We start from the raw sequence: 25,590 nt of genomic DNA on the forward strand, positions 1-25,590 counted from the left end.
CGAGGCTGCTCGATGACCAGCTAGGCCGGGCCCGGCCGAGATCGGCCGGTTGGGGTCCGGCACCCACAACTCGACCTGATGCAGCGCGCCCTGCGCCGGGCGGCTCATGCGGTCACCGCCGCCCGCCGGACCGGCGGGAGCAGGTCGCGGTCAGTCACGCGGGGACGCGAACCTCACACGGCCGGCGAGCCTGTCCCAGGCGGCGGCCCCGCCCGCAAGGGGCCAACTGCGGGTGCCGGCCCCCTCGTACGGCAGCGACGCCAGCGCGTCGCCGTAGCCCCGCTGGACGGCAGCCCGACGGTCTTCGGTCCCGGGGCCTTCCGGGCAGGATGCCAAGCCCTCCATGTGCCGTTCGTACGCCTCCGTCATGTCGGCGGTCGCCGACCTCCAGTGCTCGTCGTCCGGGACCCTCGTCACCTGCGTGCAGACCGGCACGCCGCCCTCGGCCAGCGCGGCCACGGCCCGGTCGTGGCCGTCCAGGATCAGCCAGCCGTCGAGGAACGACACCCACCACAGCAGTACGGGCGCCAGGGTGCCCTCCCTCGCATGCCTGCGGTACGCCTTCACGCGCGGAGCATCGGGTCGGGACAGCCTGCGCAGCGGCAGAACACCGTGCCAGCCACCCCCGCAGTACAGACCGAGGCATCCGCCCGGCCACTCCCCGACGAAGTCCTCGCTCCAGATGCCCGGCTGGAAGGCGGCCTTCTTCGTGAACTCCCAACGGCCGTCGTGCAGCGGCACTTCCTGGCTGCTCTCCTCCATCCAACGTGCGTACCGATGCGCCCAGTCGACCCCGGAACGCATCTGCACCGACCGCAACGGCGGCAGCGGCGAGCGGTAGCCGGTGAGGCGATGCAGGTAGAGGTCCCGGCAGCAGCCCGTGGTCTCCCGCGAGCGGCCGAGCAGCACCGGCCGTTCGCCCTGACTCAGCAGCAGCCTGCCGTCGTCCGCCGTCTCGAAGCGCAAGGACGCCGGGCCGGGGCGCCCCGCAACGGCCAGCACCAGCCCACCACCTGGCAGCAGTTCTCTGGTCCACCTCTTCACAGGGCCAGTGTGAGGGAGGTCGGCCCGCCCACGGAAACCCGTTTCGAGGTCCGGCCGGCGGCATCGCCGTCGCTCACCGGCTTCTTCGACCGGGCGGGCACGACGTGCGGGAAGAAGACCTCCGCCACGTCGGTGTGCACGGCCACCACGACGGCCGTCCCGCCCTGGATCGCGACCGGTGACGACATCGACTCGCCGTCAAGGGCGCGCGAAGCTCACGATCACCGGCAAGCCGAGCCGGGCCAACCGGGAGACCCTCCCGTACCAGGGTTTCGCCGGCAGGACGTGAAACGTGTCGGCCGGTGCCGCGGTCGCCCTCGGGTGACCGCATACAGAAAACCCTGGACCGTCACCACGGGGGTGGAAGTGACGGGCCAGGAGCTGGAACCACGCTGCCACACGACCGGCCGGCGCATCCCTGGTGGGGCCGGAATCGCCTCGGATGCGGCGTTCACCGCTCGGGTCAGCGGGGTCGTGGACACGGTGTTCAGCGCAGGTCAGCGGGTGTCGGACGCGATCTGGTTCGGCTTCGCCGGGTTGCGGACGTAGCGCGGCCGGGCGATGCGGTTCTCCGCGACGCGGATCGCCGGACGCCGTCCAGGAGACCGTCCGACGAGGGCGGCGGGCATAGACGTGCCGACGGGCGCGGTGCTCGGTCCGGCGGACTGTTGGTTCCGCGAAGCGCGGCGCCCCGGACACGTGGTGAACGTGTCCGGGGCGCCCTGCCGCGACCCGAGGAACCCGAGTTCCGTGATCGGCTACGGCGTGGGCGGTATCGGGAAGAGCATGCAGCTGCTGGTGGCGTGGGCGAGCAGACGACCCGTCGAGTCGACCATCTGCGCCTGCGCGAGCGCGGTTTGGCGGCCCTTGTTGACAACTGTGCCGATGGCACGCACCGTTCCGGTGTCCACGGTGATCCGCCGCAGGAACTTCACCGTGAGGTCGAGCGAGGTGTACGCCATGCCCTGCGGAAGGGTCGACTGGACGGCACAACCGGCCGCCGAGTCGAGCAGGGTCGCGAAGATGCCGCCGTGCACGCTGCCGATCGGGTTGTAGTGCTCCTCGCCCGGCGTCAGGGAGAAGACCGCCCTGCCGGGCTCGACCTCGTCCAATGTGAAGTCGACGGTGTGACCGACGGGCGGCCCCGGCAGTCGCCCCGCCCGCAGCTCCCGCAGGAAGTCGATGCCCGCCATTCGGCCGGCGGCTTCCGCCAGGATCGCGGGGTCGTCCCACTGATACGTACGCGTTCGTCCCACGAGTCGAGGCCTTCCCATCTGACTGTTGCAAATGAAGCTAGCTCTCGGCTCACCTGACTGTCAACGACGAAGCCAGCCCTCTACCATGGCGGAATGGAGTGGCTTGAGGCGAGCACGGAGAACTGCCCCGTCCAGCGCACGCTCGACGTGGTGGGAGAGAAATGGACGTTGCTGATCCTTCGTGACGCCGTCAACGGAGTCCGGCGCTTCGACGACTTCCACCGCCACATCGGCCTGTCGGAGGCCGTCCTCAGCGACCGTCTCCGGAAGCTGATCGCGGCCGGCGTCCTGAGGACCGTCCCGTACCGGGAGCCGGGCAACCGCTCCCGCAACGAGTACCGCCTGACTCGCAAGGGCTGGGACCTGTGGCCCGTTCTCATGGCGCTGAGCCAGTGGGGCGAGACCTACGCCCTCGGCGCCGACGGCCCACTGCTGGACGTCCGCCACACCGACTGCGACGCTCCGGTCCGCGTCGTCGTCGAGTGCTCCGCGGAGCACTCGGCCCTCACCCCCGGGGACGTCACCGCCCGGCTGGGGCCCGGCGCCCGTCCCCGCTCCTGACCAGGACCTCGCCCGCCCCCCTCCGGTCCGGACGGCGACGCCTCGCCGCCGCAAGGGTGGTGCCGGCACCAACCGTCCCCACGACATGCTGCGCGGCAGTACCCGGGTTCACCGCTTCCCGCGCGACGCCGCGGGTGAGCGAGCCGGTGTTCGTCCGACGGCAGGGCCCCCGGGGCGAGGACGACGGCTGTCTCGGTCCACACCTGCCTGCGTGCACGATCCCGGCCGGGGGCGAGCACGGCCTGGTGATCCTCGCCGCGCAGGACTTCACCGGTCGTCCCCTGGCCCGCGTCCATCTGCCCGGCCGGGTCCCGCTCGGCTTCCACGGCAGCTGGATCGCCGAGGCCCGAGCGCGGCACCGCACGGAACGGCAGCGGCGGGCGGCCTGGCGCTGTACCACAGGAGCCACACTCCCGTGCTCAGGCGTTCGCCTGTCGGCGCACGGCCGTCCTCCGTGGTGCGGCATGGTGCACCGGCCTGCCCGCGCCGGCCGGCTGCTGACGCCACAGCCACAGGGACGTCACGGACAGCAGGCCGGTGAAGACCGCCAGGAAGAACACCGACACCCACATCTGCCGGCTCCCCGGGTCCTCCCACCCCGTCCAGACGGCCGAGGCGGCCCACAGAGCGGCACCTCCCGCGTAGACGGGACGGATGTGCCGCAACTGCCGTACGGCGCGAACGGATTCAGTGTGATCGTTCTTCGGTGTCATGCCGGCCCGGGTACCCCGCGACGCGCCCTCCAACGGTCCCCGGCATCGCTCCGGCATGGGGGAGGCTGTGCGTCCGCCGCGAGGGCGGGCCCGGCCGAGAGCGAGGACGGGCAACGGCTCACGCCTGACGGTCGGTGGTCCGCCGGAACGCCACCGCCGCCGCGACGCCGCCTATCAGGCCGAAGAGATGCCCCTGCCAGCTGACTCCGGTCGCCGTCGGCAGGACTCCCCAGAGGATCGACCCGTAGACGGCACCGACGAGGAGGCCCACGAGCACGTCACCGATGCGGCGGTCGACGAAGCCGCGGAGGACCAGATAGCCGAAGAGGCCGAAGACGACACCGGAGGCGCCCGCGGTCGTGGAGTACGCCGGCGCCGTGAGCCAGACGCCGAGGCCGCTCACCAGGGTGATCACGGCGACGACGGAGAGGAAGCGGCGGATGCCGGACAGTGCGGCCAGGAAACCCATGACCAGCAGCGGCAGGCTGTTCGCCGCGAGGTGGTCGAAGCCGAAGTGCAGGAAGGCGGCGGGCACGACGTCGCGCAGCTCGCCGAACTCCCGTGGCGTGATGCCGTAGGTGTCCAGGGCATGCCCGCTGATCGCGTCGATGACCTCCAGGACCCACAGCAGGGCGACCCACGCCGCGACCAGCACGGCCGCGTCCCGTGCCCGCGCCCGCGCCCGCCGCGATTCCGGTGCGGGACGCGTCGCGCCGTACGGTCCGTTCCCGGGTCCGGTACCGAAGTCGGATCCGTACACCACAGCAGCCCCCTCCGGTGCCCTCGCGTCCTGGCGACAACGCGCCACTCGCCAGGACGCACTCCTCGCCTGTCTACTGCTCAACGCAGGGAGGCCTCGTCGTGGTTCCAGCCTTGTGCGGCTTGTTCGTGCGTCCCCCTGCCCCGCGCCACCTCCGTCACCACGCCCGCCGCTCGGCCGCTGGTAAAATGGGGGAACGCTTCGACACCGCCGGGGTCCGTACCAACGGGTACGGACCCCGGCGCGTTCCGGGCGTTCACACCGAGGAAGGTTTCCCATGAACGGTAAGTCGCCGGCCCCCGGACACCCGCGTGCCGGAAAGCACCGGTCGGCGACGGCGCCGCAGGGTGACCTCTCCACACCGCAGCCCGTCGCCCCCGGCCTGCCGGCGGCCGCGTCCTTCGACGCGCTCGGCCTGCCGCCGGAGCTGTTGACGGCGATGACCGGCCTCGGGGTGACGGAGCCGTTCCCGATCCAGGCGGCGACCCTGCCCAACGCCCTGGCCGGCCGCGATGTCCTCGGCCGCGCGCGGACCGGCTCCGGCAAGACGCTGGCCTTCGGCCTCGCTCTCCTGGTCCGTACGGCGGGCCGTCGGGCGGAGTCGAAGCGTCCGCGGGCGCTGATCCTGGTGCCGACCCGGGAGCTCGCCCAGCAGGTGGGCGAGGCGTTGGAGCCGTACGCCCGGACGCTGGGCGTGCGACTCGCGACGGTGGTCGGAGGCCTGTCGATCAACAAGCAGACGGCGCTGCTGCGGGACGGCGTCGACGTCGTCATCGCGACGCCGGGACGGCTCACCGACCTGCTGTCGCGCCGGGACTGCCATCTGAACCACGTGCGGATCACGGTGCTGGACGAGGCGGACCAGATGTGCGACCTCGGATTCCTGCCGCAGGTCTCGGCCATCCTCGACCAGATCCCCGCCGACGGGCAGCGGCTGCTGTTCTCGGCCACGCTCGACCGCAACGTCGACCAGCTCGTGCGGGACCACCTGCACGACCCGGTTCTCGCGTCGGTCGACCAGCTGGCCGGCTCGGTCGCCACGATGGAACACCACGTCCTGAACATCCACGCCGCCGACAAGTACGCGACCGCGACGGAGATCGCCGCGCGGGACGGCCGGGTGCTGATGTTCCTGGACACCAAGGCCGCCGTGGACCAGTTCACCCGCCACCTGCGGGCCAGTGGCGTACGGGCTTCGGCCCTGCACAGCGGCAAGTCACAGCCGCAGCGGACGCACACGCTGGCCCAGTTCAAGAACGGCGAGGTCACCGTGCTGGTGGCCACCAATGTCGCCGCGCGGGGCATCCACATCGAGGCCCTCGACCTCGTCGTCAACGTCGACCCGCCGGCCGATGCCAAGGACTACCTGCACCGTGGCGGGCGTACGGCGCGCGCCGGGGAGTCCGGCAGCGTGGTCACGCTGGTCACGCCCAACGAGCGGCGCGAGGTGAACCGGATGATGTCCGAGGCCGGGATCCGGCCCACGGTCACGCAGGTCCGCTCCGGTGAGGCGGCGCTGACCGCCATCACCGGAGCCAAGCGCCCGCCGGCCGGGACGAAGGGCACCGGCGGCAACGCGCCCTTCCGTGGCCTCGGCACCCGTCCGGCCGGAGCCGCCAAGGAGTCCCGCAAGACCGCCGAGGCCCGCAGGACGGCGGAGGCCCGTGCGGCGGCCCGGGTGCGCAAGGGCCGCTGACGAGGAACGGACGGCCCCCGCGCTCGGTCAGGACTTTCTGCCGCGGGTCAGGCGGAGGTCTTGCGCCGTTCCGCCTGGGTGCGCAGCTCCTCGTTGATGCGCCTGGCCTCTTCGAGCTGGTCCTCGAGGATGATGATCCGGCAGGCGGCCTCGATGGGGGTGCCGGCGTCGACGAGTTCCCGGGCACGGGCCGCGATGCGCAGCTGGTAGCGGGAGTAGCGGCGGTGGCCGCCCTCGGATCGCAGGGGCGCGATCAAGCGGTTTTCCCCCAGGGCGCGGAGGAACGCGGGAGTGGTGCCGAGCATGTCTGCGGCCCGGCCGATGGTGTAGGCGGGATAGTCGTCGTCATCGAGCGGGTCGGGGGTGCGGGGGCCGGCAGGCGGCATAGACCTCTTCTTTCCAAGGACGCGTCGGGGGGCCCGAGCGCTGGCGCCCGGGCCCCGAGGTTTCAACACCATCTACCGGCTGACTGCTCCGGCTTTCTTGTTCCGCCTGCCCGCCCACGGGGGCGGGACTGCGGGGATCGCAAATGCGTGACCGTGGACCACCTTCCGATCTGGGGCCTGCGGCACCCGGGCGGTTGTTCGTCCTCACCCGGGCGATCCTGATGGCGTCTGCTCCTCACCTCATTCGGTTGCGCGGTTTCGGTACTTACGGCTTCTGCGTCTTCTGTGCGGCAGCTCGTCCTGCCGCCTGTGTTCGACTTGCTGAGTACGAGAACAACGCTAGCTCCCGTACATCTCAATGTCTACCGCCGCCACGACAGATTTTCTTCGGCCCCACCGGATCGGGCACGACGCCCACCGACCGCTCCGGCATGACCGGCTCGCCTCGTCCACTGCCCTCTCCGGCCCGCGCCGGATGATCACTGCGGACCACAGGGTCGTACGCGTTGACGAGCAACGTCCGGACCGGCGACCGGCGCGAAGCAAGATCGCGCGAGGGCGTCCCCCTGTGTTCCTCCGACCGCGATCCCGGGCGGCGGGAAGCCGCCTCCTCCGCATGGGTTGAAGCGACGGACAGCGATTGGTTGAAGCGACGGACAGCGGGGGTACCCGTGGACATCGAAAGACAGACCGGACGCTCCGGAGGTGAGCGCAGTGACCACTTCTCCCAGGTCGTCGATGGAGACCCATCCCGACATCGTCGACATGCGTGCCCGACACGAAATGGCGGAACGAGCCACCAGTACCCCCATGGCGCAGGCCGTCGAGGCCCTCGCCTTCCTCACCGGTGTGTATCTGGCGGCTTCCCCGTGGATCGCCGGTTTCAGCGGGCTGTCCGCACTGGCGGTCAACAACCTGATCGTCGGTATCGGCTATGCGCTGCTGATGAGCGGCGGCTTCGGTCGCGCCTACGAACGCACGCACAGCATGGCGTGGGCCGCCTGCGCGCTGAGCCTTTGGACGATCATCGCCCCCTGGGCGGTGTCCGGGGACGTCAGCACCACCCGGACCGTCGTGAACAATGTCATCGTCGGAGTCCTCGGCCTCCTGCTGGCGCTGGCCGCGAGCGCCGTCGCACGGGAGAGGCGGTCGCCTCGACGCGACCCCGGCATGTAGGCCCGGTAGCGGTGCCGGGACCCATCCGAGTGCCGCCCAGGAGCGCGGAACCTCATCACGGTGCCGCGGGGCACCCGGCCGGGGGCGGGGACAGTCGATGACGTCCTCGCCCACCGGCCACGGCCCGCGTCCCGAGCACCGGAGGTCCCTGGGGGCAGGTCTCCTGATCGGCATGGCCGTCATGGCCGCGGCGGATGAGATCGTCTTCCACCAACTCCTGGGCTGGCACCACTTCTACGACCGGTCCACCACCGGTGTCGGCCTGCTCTCCGACGGCCTGCTGCACACCGCCGAACTCCTCGCCCTCGTCGCCGGCTTCTTTCTCTCCGCCGACCTGCGCCGCCGTGGGGTCATGGCCGCCGCCCATCTGCGGGCGGGCATCTTCCTGGGCCTGGGTCTGTTCCAACTGTTCGACGGGATCGTGGACCACAAAGTGCTGCGGGTGCACCAGATCCGGTACGGCGTGGACGTCACCCCGTACGACTGGGCATGGAATCTGGGTGGCCTGGTCCTGCTCCTCGTCGGCTGTGCCCTGACCGTCCGCGCGGCCCGCCGCAACGGGACAGGGCCGACGGCGTGAGACAGGTCCACGTCCACCCCGGAGCCGCCGTCACCCAGTGGGGCGCAACCGTCGAACTCAGCGCCGCTGTCGCCGCGTTGGCAGCGGCCGTGGTGTATCTCGTGACCGCCCGGCGGCTGCGCCGCCGCGGGGACACCTGGCCGTGGGCGCGGGACGCTGCCTTCATCTCCGGCTGCGGCGCCATGACCTGGGCCATGTCGGCGGAACCACCGGGCGGGCCGTTCACCAGGCACATGGCACAACACCTGATCGTCGGCATGGTCGCCCCACTGCTGCTGGTCCTCGCCAGGCCCCTCACGCTGGCTCTGCGCGGCCTGGCTCCGGGGAAGGTGCGGCGCGGCCTGCTGCGGGCAGCGCACTCGGGACCCGTCGCCGTACTGCTCTCCCCTCCAGTGGCGGCGCTGGCGGACGTCGCCGGGCTGTGGCTGCTCTACCGGACCGGACTCCTCGCCGCCACGCACGAGCACCCCGTGCTGCACGTCGTCACGCACACGCACGTACTGGCCGCCGGACTGATCTTCACGTTCTCGGTCTGCCAACTGGATCCGGTCCGCCGTCGCTGGAGCCTCGCGGCGCGCGGCACCGCCGTACTGACCGTCGGCGCCGCCCATGCGGTGCTCGCCAAAGGGCTGTACGGGGCACCGCCGCCCGGCACCGCCTTCGCCACCGGCGACCTGCGCACCGGCGCCCAGTTGATGTACTACGGCGGTGACCTCATCGAGATCGCACTGGCCGTCACAATCGCCGTCCAGTGGTACGGCGCCACCGGGCGCGCCCACGCCCGCCGCTCCGGCCGGGGACGGGGCGAGGACCTCGCGGCGGGAGCGGTCGCGAGGTCCGACGGGTGATGTCCCACCGTCGGCGCTCGAGGATGCCCACCGTCCGTGGCATCCCGGGGTACCGGCCTGAGCGGTCTAGCGGGCGAAGAGGCCGGCCGCCGTGCTCACTCCGGCGGCGCAGGTGAGGAGGGCGCAGGCGAACGCGGCGTGGCGTCTGAGCAGGTCGCGCCGTAGGACGGCGTACCGGCTCTCGTACTCCTGCCGGAGCTCGGCGGCTCGGCGGAGCGTTTCCTGGAACATCAGGCGGGTGAGGTGGTTGCGCTGCCGGATGTAGTGGTGGGCGAGGTCGTCGGCCTGGGCGGTGGTCAGCCAGGGCAGGCGGGCGCAGAGGTCTTCGGCCTCGCGGTGGGCCTGTTCACGGTGGGCACGGGCGAGAAGGTAGCCCTCGGCTTCGGCGGCCAGGACGCCGTCCCGCCCGTCGGGTGCGGGGTGCCACCCGTGCTTCACCGCGGTTCTCCCTTGTGGCCTTCGGCGTCGATGGCGTCTCGCTGGCCGGCGTTCGCCTCCTGTTCGATCTGGGCGAGTTCGGGGTGGTGCAGGTCGAAGGCGGGTGATTCGGAGCGGATGCGCGGCAGGGTGACGAAGTTGTGGCGCGGCGGCGGGCAGGAAGTGGCCCATTCCAGGGAGCGGCCATAGCCCCAGGGGTCGTCGACCTCGACCCGCTCCCCCTTCTGTGCGGTCTTCCAGACGTTGTAGAGGAAGGGGAGGGTGGACAGGCCCAGGAGGAAGGCGCCGATGGAGGAGATGGTGTTGAGGGCGGTGAAGCCGTCGGCGGCGAGGTAGTCGGCGTAGCGGCGGGGCATGCCCTCGGCGCCGAGCCAGTGCTGGATCAGGAACGTGGTGTGGAAGCCGACGAACAGGGTCCAGAAGTGGATCTTCTCCAGGCGGTGGTCCAGCATGGTGCCGGTCATCTTCGGCCACCAGAAGCTGAATCCGCCGAACATCGCGAAGACGATCGTGCCGAACAGGACGTAATGGAAGTGGGCGACGACGAAGTAGCTGTCCGTGACGTGGAAGTCCATCGGCGGCGAGGCGAGGAGGACGCCGGTCAGTCCGCCGAAGAGGAACGTGACGAGGAAGCCGGCCGCCCACAGCATCGGTGGTTCGAAGGAGATCGAGCCCTTCCACATCGTGCCGATCCAGTTGAAGAACTTCACTCCGGTCGGCACGGCGATCAGGAAGCTCATGAACGAGAAGAACGGCAGCAGCACGGCCTGCGTGGCGAACATGTGGTGAGCCCATACGGTCACGGACAGACCGGTGATGGCGATGGTGGCGCCGACCAGTCCCATGTAGCCGAAGATCGGTTTGCGGGAGAACACCGGGAGGATCTCGGTGATCACACCGAAGAACGGCAGGGCCAGGATGTACACCTCGGGGTGGCCGAAGAACCAGAACAGGTGCTGCCACAGGAGGGCCCCGCCGTTCTCCGGGTCGAAGATGTGCGCGCCGAACTTGCGGTCCGCCTCCAGGGCAAGGAGAGCGGCCGCCAGGACGGGGAAGGCGAGCAGGACCAGCACCGAGGTGAGCAGCACGTTCCAGGTGAAGATCGGCATCCGGAACATGGTCATGCCCGGTGCGCGCATGCAGATGATCGTGGTGATGAAGTTGACCGCGCCGAGGATCGTCCCGAACCCGCTCAGCGCGAGCCCCATGACCCACAGGTCACCGCCCAGCTGAGTGGTGCGCTCGCCGCCGCTGAGGGGCGTGTAGGCGGTCCAGCCGAAGTCCGCGGCACCCTCGGGGACCATCAGACTGCTGATCACGATCAGGCCGCCGAAGAGGAACAGCCAGTACGAGAGCATGTTCAGCCGCGGGAAGGCGACATCCGGGGAGCCGATCTGCAACGGCATGATCGCGTTCGCGAACCCGGCGAACGTCGGTGTGGCGAACAGCAGCAGCATGACCGTGCCGTGCATCGTGAACGCCTGGTTGTACTGCTCGTTCGACAGCAGTTGCAGTCCTGGCCTGGCCAGCTCCGCCCTGATCGCCAGAGCCAGTGCTCCGCCGAGCAGGAAGAAGCCGAACGACGTGATCAGGTAGAGGTGACCGATCTTCTTGTGATCGGTCGTGGTCAGCCAGGTGACGATCACGTGGCCCCGGCCGCGGCGCTCCACCGCGGGCACGGGAGCAACGGGCTCGGTATGGGTCGCCATCAGATTCCTCGGTCGGCAGTGGATGGTCCCGGTCGACACGGACGCACTGGGAGTTGCGTCCCAGTCCTGTTCCTTCGTCGAGCCGGAGGTCGGGTGAGGCAGTGTGCAACCAGCCCAGCGGAAACCACGCCCGCCGTTTCGGCACCACGCCCGGCAGCGTCCCCTTCTCAGCCGAACGAGGGACGCAGACACCCGCCGGAACGCGGCGTCAGCCTGTCCGGCCCCGACCCAGACCCCGGCGACCCGCGCGGGAGCCCCGGTAGGCCGCGCGACGAGTCGCGGCCAGCGTCCTGCCGGGGCTGAATCCCTCGGCGCTGTGCCGGTAGATGTCGAAGTCCGCGCTCTCCTCCTGCCCGAGGGGCAGCGGACTTCGTACGGTCAGCACGGCGAACGCACGCCATGCCCCGTCGGCGGTTCCGGCGCAGAGGTCGAAGACGAGTGGTCCGGCGGCCAGGGCCGCGCGCAGACTCACCGGATCGCCGTGTACCGGTGCCCGACCGGAGCGGCGCGGGAAGGCGGCAAGCACACAGGGGTGTCCGCCGACACGGTAGGACAGGAGGCTGGAGTACGGGCCGCCCAGCGCGTCGGCACGCAACCGTGGCAGACGGCAGGTGATCCGGCCCCGGCCACTGCTCGTGAGCAGCAGGTCGAGCGGCCGGCCCGGTCCGGCGGCCTGTTCCAACCGTACGGCCAGCCCGAGACCGTCGGGCAGGCGCCGGGGCAGGCCGGCCGCTCTGGAGAGGCGTGCCGTCGCGGCGTACCGCCGTGGGGCGTCCAGCCGTGGTGCATCCAGCCACTTCACCCCCCACGGCTCGCGCTCGTCGGCCACGACGTCCAGCTCTGCCGTGCACATCAGTCCGCGAGGATGCAGCGCCGGGGCGCCACGCAGCCTGGCCAGCACCCGGAAGACGGCCTCGACGACCCTCATGGGCGGCCGTGGCCACGGTGCGGTGCGTGGTCCCCCGCGGCCGCCGATGTCGTCGTGCGACGAGCCGAGACCTCTCACGGACCGGACCAGCCGCTCTCCCATTCCTCGCTCCTCTCCTCCTCCGTCTGCGCGCCCGTTTCCTGGCCCCGGTCCCGGTCCCGGTCCCGGTCCTGGCCCGGGTCCCGGTCCTGGCCCCGGTCGTCCGTGGTCTCACGCTCCGCCCGGGACGGCGTCTGGTCACTCATGCGGCCTCCCTCCAGTGGGCGGCCGGGTACCCGGGCCGGCGCGCGGCACGCCGGCTCCCGACTGCCTGCCCCCCGACTGCCTGCCCGCCGCACATGTCCGAGGGCTCCGGTCGCCGGGCTCCGCCGATGTTCCGCACCGCACGGGCACCGGCGTCTCAGCGGGTGGGCGCTGTCGTTTCGCGGACATTCCAAGGCGCCGTGGCTCGGCAGGCACCGGGGTCCGGGCGGCTAACGTGGCCCGCATGCCCGAATTGCCACAAGATGCCGGTGGTGAGTCCTCCCCTCCGACCCGAGGGTGGGACAGGTTCAAGGAGTCTCCCTTCCTGCCCGCGGTCGTGCTCGTGCTGATCCTCACGGCGGCGGCGGCCCTGTTCGCGGGGTCCTACACCTACACGATGGCCGACCCGACACCACGCTCCATCCCCACCGCGTTGGTCGGTTCACCCGCGCAGCCCGAGGGCCGACGATTCCTCGACGGCATGGAGAGGGCCCTCAACACCGCGGTGAAGATCCATCCCTACGACACCGCGGCCGAAGCCCGGACGGCGGTCGATGAGCAGCGGGTCTTCGCGATCGTCGACGTGCGGAAGGGGGAACGGGCCGTCGTGCTGGACCTCTCCTCCGCGTCCGGGGCCTCGGTCGCGGAGGTGCTGGCCGAGGCGGCGCCCGGCGTGGGCCGGCAGACGGGCGTAGCCGTCACCGTCCGGGACATCAAGCCCCTCCAGGAGGGCGATCCGCGAGGGCTGGCCATCTTCTACATCTCGCTCGCCGCCGTGATCATCGGGTTCGTCGGCGCGATCCAGCTCAGCGTGCACGCGCGGGCCCTCACGCCGGTCGAGCGCATCGCCTGCACCGCCCTGTACGCGCTGCTGGGCGGGCTGGCCATCGCCGCGACGGTGGACTGGCTGCTGGGCGCGCTCGATCTGCCGTTCGTCGAGTCGTGGCTGATCCTGGCGCTCACGATGTTCACGAGCGGCATGGTCTTCACGATGTTCAACACTCTCGTGGGCCGCTGGGCGATGCTGCCGACCTGGGGGCTGATGGTCCTGCTGGGCAATCCGTCGTCGGGCGGCGCGGTGTCCTGGCCCCTGCTGCCCTCCCCGCTGGGCCTGATCGGCCGCTGGCTTCCGCCGGGGGCCTCGGTCAATGCCCAGCACACGGCGGTGTACTTCGCCGGGCATCAACACGCTTTCCCCTTCCTGGTGTTGGCTGGGTGGGCCGTGGTGTCCTGCGGGGTGTTCTGGACCTGGCGCCATCGGCATCCGGGAGGCCGCGAGACCCGCCCGGACGCCGGTGCCGACGCGGGGGCCGCCTGACATCCGCGGGTGCCCGAGCAGGCTCTCGGCGACTCTCACCAGGGGTTCCGTCCTCACCTTGGGCTTCCGGAGCCAGGGCAAGCACGAAGAAGGGCCGGTCAGGCGTCTTTGACCGTCGCGGTGACGGGTGTGCCGATCTCCACGGTCCGGCTGACCGTGCAGAGCTTGTCGTGGGAGACCTTGACCGCTCGGGGGAGGATCGCGCGGGCGCGGGCACCGGCTTCGTCGTCCGGGAAGGCGACGGAGAAGGTGACGGCGAGGTCGGTCAGCCGGTTGCCGAGTTCGTCGCCGACCTTGTTGCCGGTCACGGTGACGGTGAATTCGGTGGGCTCGGTGTGGCGGGCGGTAGCGACGTCGACGTCCACGGCCGTGCAGCCCCCGAGCGCGGCGAGCAGCAGTTCGACCGGCGTGAAGTCGGTTTCGCCCCCGCCTTCGGAACCGGTTCCGAAACTGATCGTGCCGCCGCGCGGATTCGTGGCCGTGAAGTGTCCGGTGCCGGTCCGCTCGACGGTGACGGAGCGCAAGGTGTTTTCGGTCATGCGACGGACAGTAGTAGGCGCGCATGCCTCACCGCCGGGTAGGCCCACCGGCCGACGGCCGCCCCGCCCTCGTACGTCTGAGGTCCCCTGGATCTCGTTCGGCTGCCAGAAGCAGGGCCGACGGGTCGACGTGTCGCCGTACGTCACCGACTGGTGGGCCTGCCTGCGCCTGTACGGCGGCTGCATCACCAACATCCACGTCCGCTCCCTGGACAACGAGTCGACGGGCGTTACCTCGGGCTGACGGGAAGGACGGGCCCCGCAAGCGGAGCACCGGTCGGGCAGCAGCTCAGTACCGCTGGGCCTTGGCGATCTCCGCCGTCAGTTGCGGCTCGGGGGGCTTACGGCTGATGGCCAGGGGCTGTGCCCGCTCACCCGGTGCGAGGTCTTCGGCGCCGGCGTAACGGGTTTCGACGACTTTGCCGTCGGGGTCGCGGAAGTCGACCTGGACGGCGTAGGAAGCGGTGTCGTCGGAACGGTTGGTGATGTGCACGACGACGGCGAGCAGTCCGCCGGTCTCCGCTCGCGGCTTACCGGTGAGGGAGACGTCGGCGGACACCGAGGCCTCGAACTCCGAGGCACGGGCCGAGGCGGAGGACGCGGCGGCAGAGACCGACGCCTTCGCGGACGCCGCGAGCGATTCCAGGGCGGACGGCGCCGTGCCGGTGAAGGAGGCGGTGGCGGGCGCCGAGGTCCGTACGTTCGCGGACGGACTCGTGTCGCCGTCGTCGTCCGAGCCGCATGCGGCGAGCGCCGTCATGCCGACGACGGGGACGAGCGCCAGCGCCGCGGTCGCCAGGGCGGGCCGCCGTCCGCCCGCCGGGTGCCTTCGTCGTGACGTCGTCCGGGTCCGGTGCGTGTCCATCGGTGCGGTCCTCCCGCGTCTCGCTGCGCATGGCCTCACGGGGTGCGGCCGGACCGGGTGCCGCATCCCGGCCACCGGCGGCAGCCGCGACACTCGCGGCGCTCCACGCCCGCCTCTCGAGGTGGGGCCCGGGGCCCCCTACCGATGATCTGGGCGATGCGGCGGCGCAGCCACTCGGGAGGGTCCGACGGGCGGCTTCGTCCGCCAGGTTTCCACCACGTCCCCCGGCTAGTTCTGTAACGCCTTTCGCGCCCGGTCCAAGAAGCAGGTCAAGTCCCTTGGGAGAACACCGGCGACATGGGTCCGCCGCGCCGGTATCTGACCCACGACTCTGCGGGGAGTTCTATGGGCGTCACGTGGACGCGGTGCTGCGTTGCGTGGCCCGGCGTGTCGACGATCCGCACCGCCGCCGGTCTGACGGCCGAGATCTTCTTCGCCGTCCTCGACTCGGTGGCCCACGCCTACCGGCCGCGCCTCGGTAGCGAGACGGCCTGGCTGTACGGCGTCGCGCGCATGCCGTGTCGTCGAGCGCCACCGGGTCGCCCGGCAGGCGGAACGGGTCTGCGCTCTCCGGCCGGAGGCTGCTGGAGGCCGACGACATCGTCCGTATCGAGGACCGGCTCGACGCGGAGGGCCCGAGGCGGCGCGCCCTGGCCGCGCCGGCGCGATTTCCCGCGGGCCGGACGAGTGGCCGAAAGCCGGCACTCCCTCTGGAGCCTCCGTGAGAGGTGCTCGCTGCGTCAAACCTTGGTTCGGCCGAGCGGCGACGATACGTATTCGACCGACTACGGAGTTCCGCATTCCGGCGTTGGCATGATCACGTGCCGGTTCCGAGACGAAGCATGGACATGGCAACCCGGCCATTGGCAGCATGTCGCACGTCTGTTCCCTTTTGATCGAAGGAGTACGGCGTGCACAGAACCACCAGCCGGTCCCGCGGACCGGCTCGGCGGGGCCGAACATTCGGTCTCGCCGTTTCTCTGGCACTGGCCCTCCTCGCGGAAGCCGGCGTCGCGCTGAGCCTCTCCGCCGTCGCCCACGCCGCCGAGCCGGTGGCCTCCTCCCGGACCGGGACCACCGCACCTGCCGCACCGGCCTCAGCCACGGCACGCGAAGAGGCGAACGCGCGACTCACCGCCCAGGCGCAGGGGCGGCGCATCGAAGTGATCGGCGCCCGCACCGAGCGCACCACCCTGTGGGCGAACCCCGACGGCACCATGTCCCAGGAATCCTTCGCCGGACCCGTGCGGTTCCGGGACCACGGCCGCTGGGTCGACGTCGATGTCGACCTCGTCCAGAACCCGGACGGCTCGGTACGGGCCGAGGCGCACCCGCGCGGCCTGCGTCTCGCCGGGCGTACCGGGGCTTCCGGGGGTGACCTGGTCACCCTGGGCAGCGGCGACCGGGAGATCGCCCTCGGCTGGCAGGGCGCGCTGCCCGCGCCCCGGCTGGACGGCCCGAAGGCCACCTACGAGGACGTCGCACCAGGGACGGATCTCGTCGTCGAGGCGACCCGGACCGGTTTCGAGCAGTACCTCGTGGTGGCGGACCGCCAGGCGGCGCAGCGTGCCGCGACCTTCACCCTCCCCGTGCGCACCAAGGGACTCGAGGTGAGCCAGAAGGCCGACGAGACGCTGGTGCTGACCGACGCCCGCACCGGCGAGAAGGTCGGCCACGCGCCGACGCCCTTCATGTGGGACGCCTCCGCGGGTCGCGACGGCGCCGTCGGCGCGCGCAGGGCCCGCGTCGACCTCGACGTGGTCCGGCAGTCGGACGGATTCGACCTCACGGTCCGGGCCGACAAGGGCTTCCTGGCCGACAAGGCCACGAAGTACCCGGTCACGATCGACCCCGCCGTGTACTTCGGCACCAACTTCGACACCACCGTCCGCAACGGCGAGACCGCGGACCTCTCCGCGGGCGTCGGCCTCAACATCGGCCGCGAGTGGCAGAAGACCGAGGCCCGCTCGTTCATCAACTTCCCGCGCAGCACCGCGGTGACCGGCCAGGACATCCTCAACGCCGAGCTGAACCTGTACGCCACCTGGTCGGACTCCTGTGAGCCACGGTCCTGGGAGATCTGGGACACCGGCAACGCGTCGGCCGCGACCCGCTGGAGCAGCCAGCCCGCCTGGCGTGCCAAGGTGACCACGTCCACCCAGACGCACGGGTACACCGACTGCGGTCCCCGGTGGATCACGGAGGACATCACCGGGCTCGTGAAGCAGTGGTCCCAGACGGAGCGCACGGTGGACACCGTCGGTCTGCGGGCGACCGACGAGGCGGACCACAAGGCGTTCAAGATCTTCGCCTCCGCCGATTCGCCGCAGGTGGCGCCGTCGGTCCTGGTCACGTACGAGACCCCGGCGGACCCGGTGAAGGACCACGTCGTCTACTGGAACGACGTGCTCCAGGCGACCTTCCGACAGGTCGGCGGGGCTCCCGGCCCGCTCGCCCGCGCCGGGGCGATGATGCACGGCGCGATCTACGACGCCGCCAACTCAGCGCGCTGTGCCGAAGGCGCGACCAAGTGTCTCGGCGCCGCCTACCTGGTGAAGGCCACGGCTTCCAACGGCGCCCTGCCGGATGTGAACAGCGCCATCGACCACGCCGCCTTCGACGTCCTGAGGTCGGTGTATCCGGGCTACAACTTCGACGACGAGATAGCCGCCGCCCGTTCCACCATCCCGGCCGCGGTCACCGCGGAGCAGCGCGCGGCCGGCAGCGAGGTCGGCCAGAAGGCCGCCGCGGCCATGATCGCGGCCCGGCAGAACGACGGCTCGGCGCCCGCCGCGCCGTACACCGGCAGCACCCAGCCCGGCTACTGGAGGCCGACCGGCACCGGTGACGGCGCCACTCCGGACTGGGGCAAGGTCAAGCCGTTCGGCATGGCGTCCAGCACCCAGTTCCGCCCGGCCGGGCCCGGCGGGCACACGCAGATGAGCACGCTGCTGCCGAGCCAGGCGTACGCCGACCAGGTCAACGACGTGAAGGGCCTCGGCGGCGCGGACTCCACCACCCGTACCGCCGACCAGACGCAGGCGGCCCTGTTCTGGGCGAACGACCTCGACACCACGTACAAGCCGCCGGGCCAGTTGTTCGAACACACCCAGATCCTCTCCCGTCAGCAGGGGATGGCCGTCTCGGGCAACGCCAAGCTGTTCGCCCTCACCGCCTTCTCCATGGCGGACGCGGCCGTCGTCGCCTGGGACATGAAGTACCAGACGGACATCGACCTGTGGCGCCCGGAGTCCGCGATCCGCCTGGACGGCGACGGCAACGCCGGCACGACCGCCGACGCCAACTGGCAGCCGCTGTCCCAGGACGCCAACGGCAACCACTTCAGCCCCGCCTTCCCTGCCTACATCTCGGGCCACGCGACCTTTGCGGGCGCCTGGGCGAGGGCCACCCGCGACTGGTTCGGGACCGACCGGATCTCCTGGACGGCCACCACGGAGGACCCCAACGCCATCGGGGTGACCAGGACGTTCTCCAGCATCTCCGCCGCCGCGACGGAGAACGCTGTCGGCCGCGTCTGGCTGGGCGTGCACTACCGGTGGGACGGCACCGACGGCGTCACCGCCGGCGGCAACGCGGCCGCCTACACCGTGGCCAACCGGTTGAAGCCCAACACGGCGGCCTCCTGGACGAAGTACGAGGACCTGCACAACCTCGCGGGCTGCGAGGAGGTCGGCAAGCGGCTCCTGGCCGAGCACCGCTGGACGTCGTACCAGTGCACCCAGGTCCAGGCGCCGGGGCCCGACCACACGCTCTACGTCAAGTAGTCGCCCGATGAGGAGAGAAGAGACAGTCATGCGTGTGCGGAAAACGTTTCGCAAGCGCCCGGGGCGCGTGGTGTTCGCCCTGGTCACGGCCTGCGCGATCGGTGCCGTCGCGGCCCCCTTCGCCATGGCCGGCGCCTCGTCGCAGCCCGCCGCCGCGTCCTCGGCGGACGGTGGACCGGGCGACCTGCTGCTGCCCACCCCGGAAACGCCCCGGATCTCCAACGGGCCGTACGCGGGCTTCCAGCTCTGCGGCGACCCGGCGGGTGATCCGCTGGTGACCTCCGGCTCGCCCACCCTGGCCGCCACTCTGGAGTCCGTGGCTCCGCCCGGAACGGTCGAGCCCACCCAGCCGGGGCCGCGTCGCAAGGTGACCTTCGAGGTCGACACGGCTGCCGGGGAACCGGTTTCGCACAAGCAGCTCACCAGTGACACCAGCCATGACGCCGCCTACCAGCTGCCCGAGGGCACCCTGACCGACGGCGCCTACCGCTGGCGGGTGCGGGTCAAGGACGGTGCCACCGAATCGGCGTGGACGGCCTGGTGCTCGTTCACGGTCCGGCGCGGCTGAGCGACCCGAGAGGGACGCAGGGCCGCAACCCGGTGCCCCGGTGCGCTCGCGCGCGCCGGGGCACCGGTCTTGAGGGGGGCGGTACGGTCCGTGGGCGGGGTCAGCCGATGACGCGGCCCAGTTCGATGCGGTCGATGTTCGGTGCCCAGGCGCTCGCGTTGCCGAACGTCACCTTGTTGGAACCTTCCTTCAGGTCGACGGGGACGCCCAGCGTCCAGTAGTCGTCCCAGCTCCAGGTGTTCTTGAAGGTGACCTCGCGGGGCGCGGCCGTGCCCACCGTGACGTCCGCCGTACGGGACATGATGTCCGTGTTGTACGAGTGGCCGTTGTCGCGTCGCTCGTTGTGGCCGTAGTGGACGACGAGGAGGTAGCGGCCGGCCTTGGGGGCGTCCACCGTGAACTCGGCTGTGATGGTGGGACTGTTGCCGAGCCAGCCGATGTAGGAGCCGGCGGAGGCGTGGGCGGAGGTGACGAGCTGGGCACCGCCCGCGAGGGTGGCCGAGGCGCCCTCGTAGGAGAGGGTGCCGGCGGTCGATCCGGCGCCCGAGACGTCGAGGGAGCGGACGGTGGCGTGCCCGGCCGTCATGGTGACGCGGTTGTTGCCCGCCACGAGGTACAGCCTCAGTGCCTTGCCGGGTGCCGCCGTGACCTTCTCGCCGTGCAGCTCCAGCCGCACCGCCGCCGAGGCTCTCGGGACAACCGTGTAGTAACCGTCGCGCGGGGCGTAGACGTCGAAGACCGCCTGGTCGCCGGAGCGAAGGACGAGCGCGCCGGTACCGGTCCCGGCCGACGAGGAGTAGTCGTACGACGGCTTTCCGCTGATGTCGGCGAGCGTGGCCTCGTACGACGCGGAGGGCTCGCCGGTGCCCGCGGTGAGGTCGATGCGGTCGAGGGTGACCTCGGCGTCGCCCTTGGCCAGGGACAGGACGTGGGTGCCGGCCTGGAGCTGGACGGTGACGTCCTTCTTGGCGCGGTAGGTCCAGTTCTCGGTGGACGGGTAGGTGACGGTGACCGGGTCGCCGCCGTCGACCGACAGCTTCTGGGTGGCGGGGGTCCCGGCCTGGTTGCCGTACAGGATGGCCAGGTCGTACGTCCCGGCGGCGGGGACCGTCACCGTGAAGTCGACCTTGCTGGAGGGCTGGTTGAGGGAACCGACGTCCTTGGTGCCGGAGGCCGCGTAACCGTTGGCGTTGCTGACCGTGCCCTGGGTGTAGACCTGGCCGCCGGTGATGGCGGCGTCCTCGGCCTCGTAGGAGGCGGTCCAGGGCACGGAGGCGGCGGACGGGGTGCCGGCGCCGCCCGGGGTGAGGACGATGCGGTACGCGGACATCTTCCGCAGGCCGCGCAGCGGGACGGTCACCGAGCCGTCGGCCGCCACCTGGACCTTGGTGCGCGCGAGGACGCGCGGCGTCGCGTGCTGTCCCTCGTAGCCGGACCAGGCGGACTCGGCGACGGTCGCGGTGACCGTACGGCCGAACACGGACCGGGAGACGTTGCGCACGACGACGTCGGAGTCACCGGCCGCGCCGCCGACCAGAACCTGCGCCTGACGGCGCGCGGTGTCCAGCGAGGCGAGACCCTGGAGGGTGTCGATCGTGTCGGCCCGCGGCGGGGTCACCTTGACGGTGTTCCCGGTCATCCCGGCGTACCAACGGAAGAACCACCAGCCGCCGTTGGGGATGTTGGTGCGCACGACATTGCCGTCGAGGTTGCCGGCGGCGTCCCAGTAGGCCTGGTTGGCGTACACCTTGTTGCGCTCGAACATCGAGACCCACTGCACGAGTTGGCCCGGTACGGACAGGTCGCGGCGGTTGGCGTACTCGTCGATGTTGATCTTCAGCGGGGCGATGCCGAGGTTCTTCTCGATCGAGCGGTAGTTGTCGTAGTTCCCCTGGAAGTTCCGCAGAGAGCTGGAGTCCAGCTCGTGCCAGGTCATGATCTGCGGCAGGACGTTCTCGCGCTTGGCGAAGGTGAGGAAGTCCGTCAACAGGCGTGTGTGGTAAGCGGATTCGTTGGGGCCGGCGATCCTGGCGTCGGGGTCGATCGCCCGGATGCGCTGGTACACCGTCTTCCAGTCCTTGAGGAACCGGTCCCGGTTGGCCGCGTACTGCGCCTGGTCGGAGGTGCCGAGGTTGTACCAGATCTGGTCGGGCTCGTTGAAGGGGATGTAGACGAACCTGTCACTGTTCGGGTCGGCCGCCACCTCCTTGACGATCCTGTCGACCTTGGGGAGGTAGTCGTCGATGCCGAGATCCTCGTACGGCCACTTCGCGTAGATGTCCTGCATCATCACGTTGATCTCGCCGCCGCCGTTGCGGAAGAACGACTTGGAGACGGTGAGCGCGTCGCCGTTGGGGTGCTGGGCACCGCCCTCCGGCTTCTGCGAGATGCTGGTGATCTTCAGGGGTGCGAGCGCGGCGTCGCTGGGCACGCCGTCGTCGCTGAGCCCGTACAGCGTGCCGTTGGCGCCGTGCATCACCGGGCCTTCGGACGCGGCGAGGTCGACGGTGACGCGCTGCGGGTCGGCAGCGGCCGCGGGTCCCGCCGCGGGGAGAGTGCCTGCCATGACGGCTGCTCCAAGTACGGCGGTGACAAAGGCGGTTCGGGGACGAGAGCGCATGCGGCTCGCTCGGACGGGGGTGGGGGTGGGGGTTCTCACGCTGAGGGACCTCCGGTCATTTGACGGCTCCACTGGTGATTCCGGACACGATCTTTCGCTGTGCCACCAGGAAGATGGCGACCATGGGCAGGCTCATCACCACGACGTACGCGAAGACGAGATGCCAGTTGTTGAGGTAGAGCTGGGCGCTGGCGACCTGGTAGAGGTTCAGAGGCAGGGTCGCCCTGTCTCCGCCGCCGAGGACGAAGAAGGCGTAGAAGACATCGCTCCAGGCGTAGAGCATCACCATGATCGTCGCGGTGGCGATGACCGGCCTGAGCAGGGGCAGGATGATCTGCCGGAAGATCCGCAGCGGCGTCGCGCCGTCCATCCGCGCGGCCTCCTCCAGCTCCAGGGGGATGGCCCGGATGAAGCCGGTCATGAAGAAGATCGACGTGGAGAGATACATCCCGGTGTAGACGGCGATCATGCCGGGCCGGGTGCCGGCCAGACCGAGCTGGCGCAGCTCCATCACGATGGTGATGACGGCGGGCGGCAGCAGCAGCCCGCTGATGCAGAGCGCGTACGCGGCCGACACCAGCTTCGATGTGCGGCGGGCGAAGACCCAGGCGGCGCCCGCGCCCAGGATCAGCACCAGGGCGACCGACGGCACCACGACCAGCAGGGAGTTGAGAAAGCCGCGCAGCATCTCGCCCTGGCCGACGGCGTCTTCGTAGTTGCTCCCCGGCTGCCAGTGCCGGGGGAGGTTCAGGTTCGGTGTGATCGCTTCGGCCTGCGGCTTGGCGGAGGTGACGGCGACCAGCCACAGCGGTACGCCGACGGCGACCCCGGCGATCAGCAGGACGAGCGCCGGACGGCCGTAACGCCAGCCCGGATGCACGGCGGTGCTCACAGCAGTTGCTCCCTTCGGCGCAGTCCGATGACGAGGGGCACCGCGACGGCGACCACGACCAGGAAGAGGACGAGGCTCATCGCGGAGGCCTGGGCGTACAGGCCCTGTCCGAAGATCCGGAACATGTAGATGTTGAAGACCTCCGTGGAGGCCGCGGGCCCGCCGCCGGTCGTGGCCTGCACGATGTCGAAGGTGTTCATCGAGCCGATCAGTGCCGTGGTGACGTTGAAGGTGAGAGCCGGCGCCAGCATCGGCCAGCGCACCGACCGGAAGGTCCGCCACGGCCCGGCGCCGTCGCACTTCGCGGCCTCCAGCATCTCGCCGGGGATGCCCTTGAGGCCGGCCAGGTAGATCAGCATGGACAGGCCCATCCACTTCCAGCCGTGGATGACGGTGACCAGGACCAGCGTCCACGTCGTCGAGCCGAGCCAGGGGATGTCCGTGCCGAGGAGGCCGTTGACGGCGCCGTCCTGGTTCAGCAGCGCCTGGAAGACGTAACCGGTGGCGAGCGCCGAGATGAGCACCGGCAGGAAGAAGACGGCGCGGAAGAACCGGTTGAAGCGGGAGTCCGCCTCCAGCAGCAGTGCCAGCCCCAGCCCGAACGCGTTCTGGAAGACGGCCGCCAGCAGGGCGTACAGCAAAGTGGTGCGGATCGCCCGCAGCAGCGAGCCGTCGGCGGCGATGCTCCGGAAGTTGTCCAGGCCGGTGAAGGCGATGTCCGGGTGGTACGAGGACCAGTCGGTGAACGGGTAGTAGAAGTTGAGCAGGTTCGGCACCAGGAAGAAGACCGCGAAGACGGCGATCGCGGGGAGCGCGAACCACCAGGGGTGGTGCACGGCGGCGCGGGGCAGCCGTCCCACCTCTTTCTCCCGGCCCTTGGCGGGCGCCGGTTTCTGCTTGCGCGTGTGTATGGCCGTGTCCGCCATCGGTAAGTCCTTGCCCGTGGGGGGTCTGGTCGGTCTAGAAGCCGGTGGCGCCCTGGGCCTTGGCCACCTGCGCGAACTGGTCCTGGATCGCCTGCGCGACCTGCTGCGGAGTCTTCTTGCCGAAGATCATGTCGGCGAGGTAGAGGTGCGTGTCGGGGGCGACGATCGCCTTGGCCTGGAAGACGCCGATGGCCTTGGGCAGCGCCCCGACCTGGGCTGTGGAGGCCTGCGGAAGGCCGGCGGGCGTCGGCACGGACGGCTGGACGGAGGGGATCTTCATCGCCTTGATGTAGTCGGCGTAGTCCGGGCCGAGCCAGAAGGCGAGGAACTGACGGGCCGCGTTCTGCCGCTTCTCGTCACCCGTCCTGAACGCCACGACGCCGTTGGTCTGGTCGGGCGAATACATGCCGGTGGCCGAGGAGTTGGCGATCGGGAACCAGCCGATCCTCTTGTCGATCTCGGCCGTGGAGTACTTGGCCTGCAACTGGCTCTGGAAGGACGTGACGTTGAGGACCATGCCGGCCTCGCCCTTCCAGAGGGCGTCCGCCTGCCCGGTGAAGGTGCCGGTCCTGTAGTTCTTCTGCGCGAGCCCGGCGTCGAGCAGCTTCTCCTTGTACTTCTTGATCGCTCCGACGACGACCGGGTCGGTCCACTTCTCCTTGTTCTGGTTGAGGCCGGCCCACCACTGCTCATCGAGGTCGGTGAGCTGGACCTGCATCTGCCACTGAAGGGGCCACTTGTCGCCGCCGGCCTCGTAGAAGCCCGCCGCGTCGGTGCGGTCCGTGACGGTACGGCCGAGGGCCAGCAACTCGTCGTACGACTTCGGGAAGTTGCTTTCGGTGAGCCCGGCCGCCTTGAAGACGTCCTTGTTGTAGTAGACGCCGAGCATGGCGGGACTGGTGACGATCGCCGCGTACCGCTTGCCGTCGATGACGCCCAGGGACTGCTCCGTGTCACCGAGCTTCGAGACCCACGGCTCACCGTCGAGGGCGAGGAGGTTCTGCCGCGGCTGGATGAAGGGCAGCGTGGAGATGGACGGCTGCCAGAACATCAGGTCCGGCTTGTCCCCGGAAGCAAGCTTGGTCGGCACGTTCTGCTCGTACGGGTCCGGGATCGCCTGCGTCTCGACCTGGGCGCCGGTGGCCTTCTCGAAGGCGTCGACGACCTGCTTGGGCGCGTTGAGGGTGTTCTGCGCGGTCCACATCGTCAGCGTCACACCGTCGAGCCGGGCGGTGGGGTCGACCGCCGTCTGCTTCGCGTCCGTGCCGGAGTCCCCGGAGTTGTCGACGGAGGGGTCACTGCACGCGGTGCCGGCCAGGCCGACTGCGCATATGAGGGCCAGCGCGGGGAGAACTCTTCTCTTCATCTCGGGCCTTTCGAGAAACGGGGTGGGGCGGGGTGGGTGCGGCGGTCTGCGGCGTGGGGGCGGGGCGGGCGGGGCGGGTGGGGCGGTCTGCGGTCTGCGGCGTGGGGCGGTTTCGCGGCCTGTGGCGGTCTGTGGCGGTCTGGCGGTCTGGCGGCCTCTAGCGGTCTGGCGGTCTGGCGACGTCGGGGTGGTGCTTCTCTGCGTTGTCGGCCGGGAAGCGGGTTCGCAACTGCGGGGGGGGCGGTCCGGGTGGTGGGGGGCAGTGGTGGGGGGGCAGTGGTGGGGGGGCAGTGGGCGGCAAGCGGTTACACAGCGGGCAGTGCTCGGTCTGGCCGGTGGTGGGCGGCAAACGGTTACACAACGGGCGGCGCTC

The 25,590-nt window shown here is 70.6% G+C and carries 26 protein-coding genes and 2 pseudogenes; 11 read left to right on the top strand and 17 right to left on the bottom strand.

The features are described from left to right. Window positions 1-150 precede the first annotated feature (150 nt). The 4 genes from ACFWJX_RS09105 to ACFWJX_RS09120 all read right to left on the bottom strand — a co-directional run bounded on the left by ACFWJX_RS09105 (window position 151) and on the right by ACFWJX_RS09120 (window position 2,300). A complete protein-coding gene (locus ACFWJX_RS09105; RefSeq protein ID WP_383239070.1) occupies window positions 151-1,044 on the bottom strand; it encodes a hypothetical protein in 894 nt (297 codons plus the stop codon). After that, entirely contained in the window at window positions 1,041-1,232 is a 192-nt protein-coding gene (locus ACFWJX_RS09110; RefSeq protein WP_383239073.1) for a hypothetical protein, read from the bottom strand. Before ACFWJX_RS09110 ends, ACFWJX_RS09105 begins: the two co-directional genes overlap by 4 nt. A 309-nt stretch (window positions 1,233-1,541) precedes the next feature. After that, window positions 1,542-1,673: a hypothetical protein gene (locus tag ACFWJX_RS09115; RefSeq protein ID WP_383239076.1), complete on the bottom strand. Its 132-nt coding sequence runs from the start codon at window positions 1,671-1,673 to the stop codon at window positions 1,542-1,544. Window positions 1,674-1,802: 129 nt separating this feature from the next. Continuing rightward, window positions 1,803-2,300 carry a PaaI family thioesterase gene (locus ACFWJX_RS09120; protein WP_383239078.1) on the bottom strand — a complete coding sequence of 166 codons (498 nt, stop codon included), beginning with the start codon at window positions 2,298-2,300 and terminating at the stop codon, window positions 1,803-1,805. 93 nt (window positions 2,301-2,393) lie between these two features. Between ACFWJX_RS09120 and ACFWJX_RS09125 the strand changes: the two genes are divergently transcribed. Continuing rightward, window positions 2,394-2,861 (top strand): winged helix-turn-helix transcriptional regulator, encoded by a 468-nt coding sequence (locus tag ACFWJX_RS09125; protein ID WP_383239081.1) that lies wholly within the window; start codon window positions 2,394-2,396, stop codon window positions 2,859-2,861. Between the two features lie 146 nt (window positions 2,862-3,007). Continuing rightward, window positions 3,008-3,139 (top strand): annotated as a pseudogene (locus ACFWJX_RS09130) (hypothetical protein); the annotation flags it as partial. Between the two features lie 141 nt (window positions 3,140-3,280). On the opposite strand, the gene ACFWJX_RS09135 reads toward ACFWJX_RS09130, so the two are convergent. Both ACFWJX_RS09135 and ACFWJX_RS09140 read right to left on the bottom strand, forming a co-directional pair. Next, window positions 3,281-3,574 (bottom strand): hypothetical protein, encoded by a 294-nt coding sequence (locus ACFWJX_RS09135; protein WP_383239085.1) that lies wholly within the window; start codon window positions 3,572-3,574, stop codon window positions 3,281-3,283. Between the two features lie 118 nt (window positions 3,575-3,692). Next, entirely contained in the window at window positions 3,693-4,337 is a 645-nt protein-coding gene (locus ACFWJX_RS09140) for a rhomboid family intramembrane serine protease (RefSeq protein ID WP_383239088.1), read from the bottom strand. A gap of 274 nt (window positions 4,338-4,611) precedes the next feature. On the opposite strand from ACFWJX_RS09140, the gene ACFWJX_RS09145 reads away from it, so the two are divergent. Beyond that, complete coding sequence (locus ACFWJX_RS09145; protein WP_383239091.1) at window positions 4,612-6,030, top strand: DEAD/DEAH box helicase; 1,419 nt, start codon at window positions 4,612-4,614, stop codon at window positions 6,028-6,030. Between the two features lie 47 nt (window positions 6,031-6,077). Here ACFWJX_RS09145 and ACFWJX_RS09150 read toward each other — a convergent pair whose 3' ends face one another. Continuing rightward, window positions 6,078-6,416 (bottom strand): MerR family transcriptional regulator, encoded by a 339-nt coding sequence (locus ACFWJX_RS09150; protein WP_383239094.1) that lies wholly within the window; start codon window positions 6,414-6,416, stop codon window positions 6,078-6,080. A 738-nt stretch (window positions 6,417-7,154) separates the two neighbouring features. Here ACFWJX_RS09150 and ACFWJX_RS09155 point away from each other — a divergent pair. The 3 genes from ACFWJX_RS09155 (at window position 7,155) to ACFWJX_RS09165 (ending at window position 9,020) form a co-directional block, all read left to right on the top strand. Beyond that, a complete protein-coding gene (locus ACFWJX_RS09155) occupies window positions 7,155-7,592 on the top strand; it encodes an SPW repeat protein (protein ID WP_383239695.1) in 438 nt (145 codons plus the stop codon). A gap of 97 nt (window positions 7,593-7,689) precedes the next feature. Then, window positions 7,690-8,172, top strand: a complete 483-nt coding sequence (locus tag ACFWJX_RS09160) for a DUF2243 domain-containing protein (RefSeq protein WP_383239097.1) — start codon at window positions 7,690-7,692, stop codon at window positions 8,170-8,172. After that, the gene (locus ACFWJX_RS09165; protein WP_383239100.1) at window positions 8,169-9,020 is read left to right on the top strand and encodes a cytochrome c oxidase assembly protein; all 852 of its coding nucleotides are present in this window, start codon (window positions 8,169-8,171) and stop codon (window positions 9,018-9,020) included. Before ACFWJX_RS09160 ends, ACFWJX_RS09165 begins: the two co-directional genes overlap by 4 nt. A 66-nt stretch (window positions 9,021-9,086) precedes the next feature. Here the strand turns inward: ACFWJX_RS09165 and ACFWJX_RS09170 are convergent, their stop codons facing one another. From ACFWJX_RS09170 to ACFWJX_RS09185, 4 genes are all read right to left on the bottom strand, one after another. Beyond that, window positions 9,087-9,458: a hypothetical protein gene (locus ACFWJX_RS09170; protein ID WP_383239103.1), complete on the bottom strand. Its 372-nt coding sequence runs from the start codon at window positions 9,456-9,458 to the stop codon at window positions 9,087-9,089. Continuing rightward, window positions 9,455-11,167: a cytochrome c oxidase subunit I gene (gene ctaD, locus ACFWJX_RS09175; RefSeq protein WP_383239106.1), complete on the bottom strand. Its 1,713-nt coding sequence runs from the start codon at window positions 11,165-11,167 to the stop codon at window positions 9,455-9,457. The genes ACFWJX_RS09170 and ctaD overlap by 4 nt, the downstream gene beginning before the upstream one ends. Before the next feature lie 208 nt (window positions 11,168-11,375). Continuing rightward, on the bottom strand, window positions 11,376-12,095 hold the full coding sequence (locus ACFWJX_RS09180; RefSeq protein ID WP_383239109.1) for a phosphodiesterase: 720 nt from the start codon (window positions 12,093-12,095) through the stop codon (window positions 11,376-11,378). Between the two features lie 74 nt (window positions 12,096-12,169). Continuing rightward, window positions 12,170-12,340, bottom strand: coding sequence for a hypothetical protein (locus tag ACFWJX_RS09185; RefSeq protein ID WP_383239112.1), 171 nt, complete (start codon window positions 12,338-12,340; stop codon window positions 12,170-12,172). A gap of 242 nt (window positions 12,341-12,582) precedes the next feature. Between ACFWJX_RS09185 and ACFWJX_RS09190 the strand changes: the two genes are divergently transcribed. Then, entirely contained in the window at window positions 12,583-13,656 is a 1,074-nt protein-coding gene (locus ACFWJX_RS09190; protein ID WP_383239115.1) for an ABC transporter permease, read from the top strand. A 98-nt stretch (window positions 13,657-13,754) separates the two neighbouring features. Here ACFWJX_RS09190 and ACFWJX_RS09195 read toward each other — a convergent pair whose 3' ends face one another. After that, window positions 13,755-14,195: an OsmC family protein gene (locus ACFWJX_RS09195; RefSeq protein ID WP_383239119.1), complete on the bottom strand. Its 441-nt coding sequence runs from the start codon at window positions 14,193-14,195 to the stop codon at window positions 13,755-13,757. Between ACFWJX_RS09195 and ACFWJX_RS09200 the strand changes: the two genes are divergently transcribed. After that, complete coding sequence (locus tag ACFWJX_RS09200) at window positions 14,194-14,439, top strand: hypothetical protein (protein WP_383239122.1); 246 nt, start codon at window positions 14,194-14,196, stop codon at window positions 14,437-14,439. The genes ACFWJX_RS09195 and ACFWJX_RS09200 overlap by 2 nt on opposite strands. Window positions 14,440-14,484: 45 nt before the next feature. Here the strand turns inward: ACFWJX_RS09200 and ACFWJX_RS09205 are convergent, their stop codons facing one another. Further along, complete coding sequence (locus ACFWJX_RS09205; RefSeq protein ID WP_383239124.1) at window positions 14,485-15,060, bottom strand: FxLYD domain-containing protein; 576 nt, start codon at window positions 15,058-15,060, stop codon at window positions 14,485-14,487. Window positions 15,061-15,338: 278 nt separating this feature from the next. On the opposite strand from ACFWJX_RS09205, the pseudogene ACFWJX_RS09210 reads away from it, so the two are divergent. From ACFWJX_RS09210 to ACFWJX_RS09220, 3 genes and pseudogenes are all read left to right on the top strand, one after another. Beyond that, window positions 15,339-15,740, top strand: a pseudogene (locus ACFWJX_RS09210) (RNA polymerase subunit sigma); the annotation flags it as partial. A gap of 231 nt (window positions 15,741-15,971) precedes the next feature. Further along, complete coding sequence (locus ACFWJX_RS09215; RefSeq protein ID WP_383239127.1) at window positions 15,972-18,845, top strand: DNRLRE domain-containing protein; 2,874 nt, start codon at window positions 15,972-15,974, stop codon at window positions 18,843-18,845. Window positions 18,846-18,879: 34 nt separating this feature from the next. Then, window positions 18,880-19,413, top strand: coding sequence for a hypothetical protein (locus ACFWJX_RS09220; protein ID WP_383239130.1), 534 nt, complete (start codon window positions 18,880-18,882; stop codon window positions 19,411-19,413). Window positions 19,414-19,513: 100 nt separating this feature from the next. On the opposite strand, the gene ACFWJX_RS09225 is transcribed toward ACFWJX_RS09220, so the two are convergent. The 4 genes from ACFWJX_RS09225 to ACFWJX_RS09240 all read right to left on the bottom strand — a co-directional run bounded on the left by ACFWJX_RS09225 (window position 19,514) and on the right by ACFWJX_RS09240 (window position 25,217). Further along, a complete protein-coding gene (locus ACFWJX_RS09225) occupies window positions 19,514-21,979 on the bottom strand; it encodes a CBM35 domain-containing protein (protein WP_383239133.1) in 2,466 nt (821 codons plus the stop codon). Window positions 21,980-22,088: 109 nt separating this feature from the next. Continuing rightward, a complete protein-coding gene (locus ACFWJX_RS09230; RefSeq protein WP_383239136.1) occupies window positions 22,089-22,925 on the bottom strand; it encodes a carbohydrate ABC transporter permease in 837 nt (278 codons plus the stop codon). Beyond that, entirely contained in the window at window positions 22,922-23,851 is a 930-nt protein-coding gene (locus tag ACFWJX_RS09235) for a carbohydrate ABC transporter permease (RefSeq protein ID WP_383239139.1), read from the bottom strand. Before ACFWJX_RS09235 ends, ACFWJX_RS09230 begins: the two co-directional genes overlap by 4 nt. 34 nt (window positions 23,852-23,885) lie before the next feature. Further along, window positions 23,886-25,217 carry an ABC transporter substrate-binding protein gene (locus ACFWJX_RS09240; RefSeq protein ID WP_383239142.1) on the bottom strand — a complete coding sequence of 444 codons (1,332 nt, stop codon included), beginning with the start codon at window positions 25,215-25,217 and terminating at the stop codon, window positions 23,886-23,888. Window positions 25,218-25,590: the final 373 nt, after the last annotated feature.

The sequence above is a fragment of the Streptomyces sp. NPDC058335 genome, assembly GCF_042723915.1.
GTDB lineage: Bacteria > Actinomycetota > Actinomycetes > Streptomycetales > Streptomycetaceae > Streptomyces.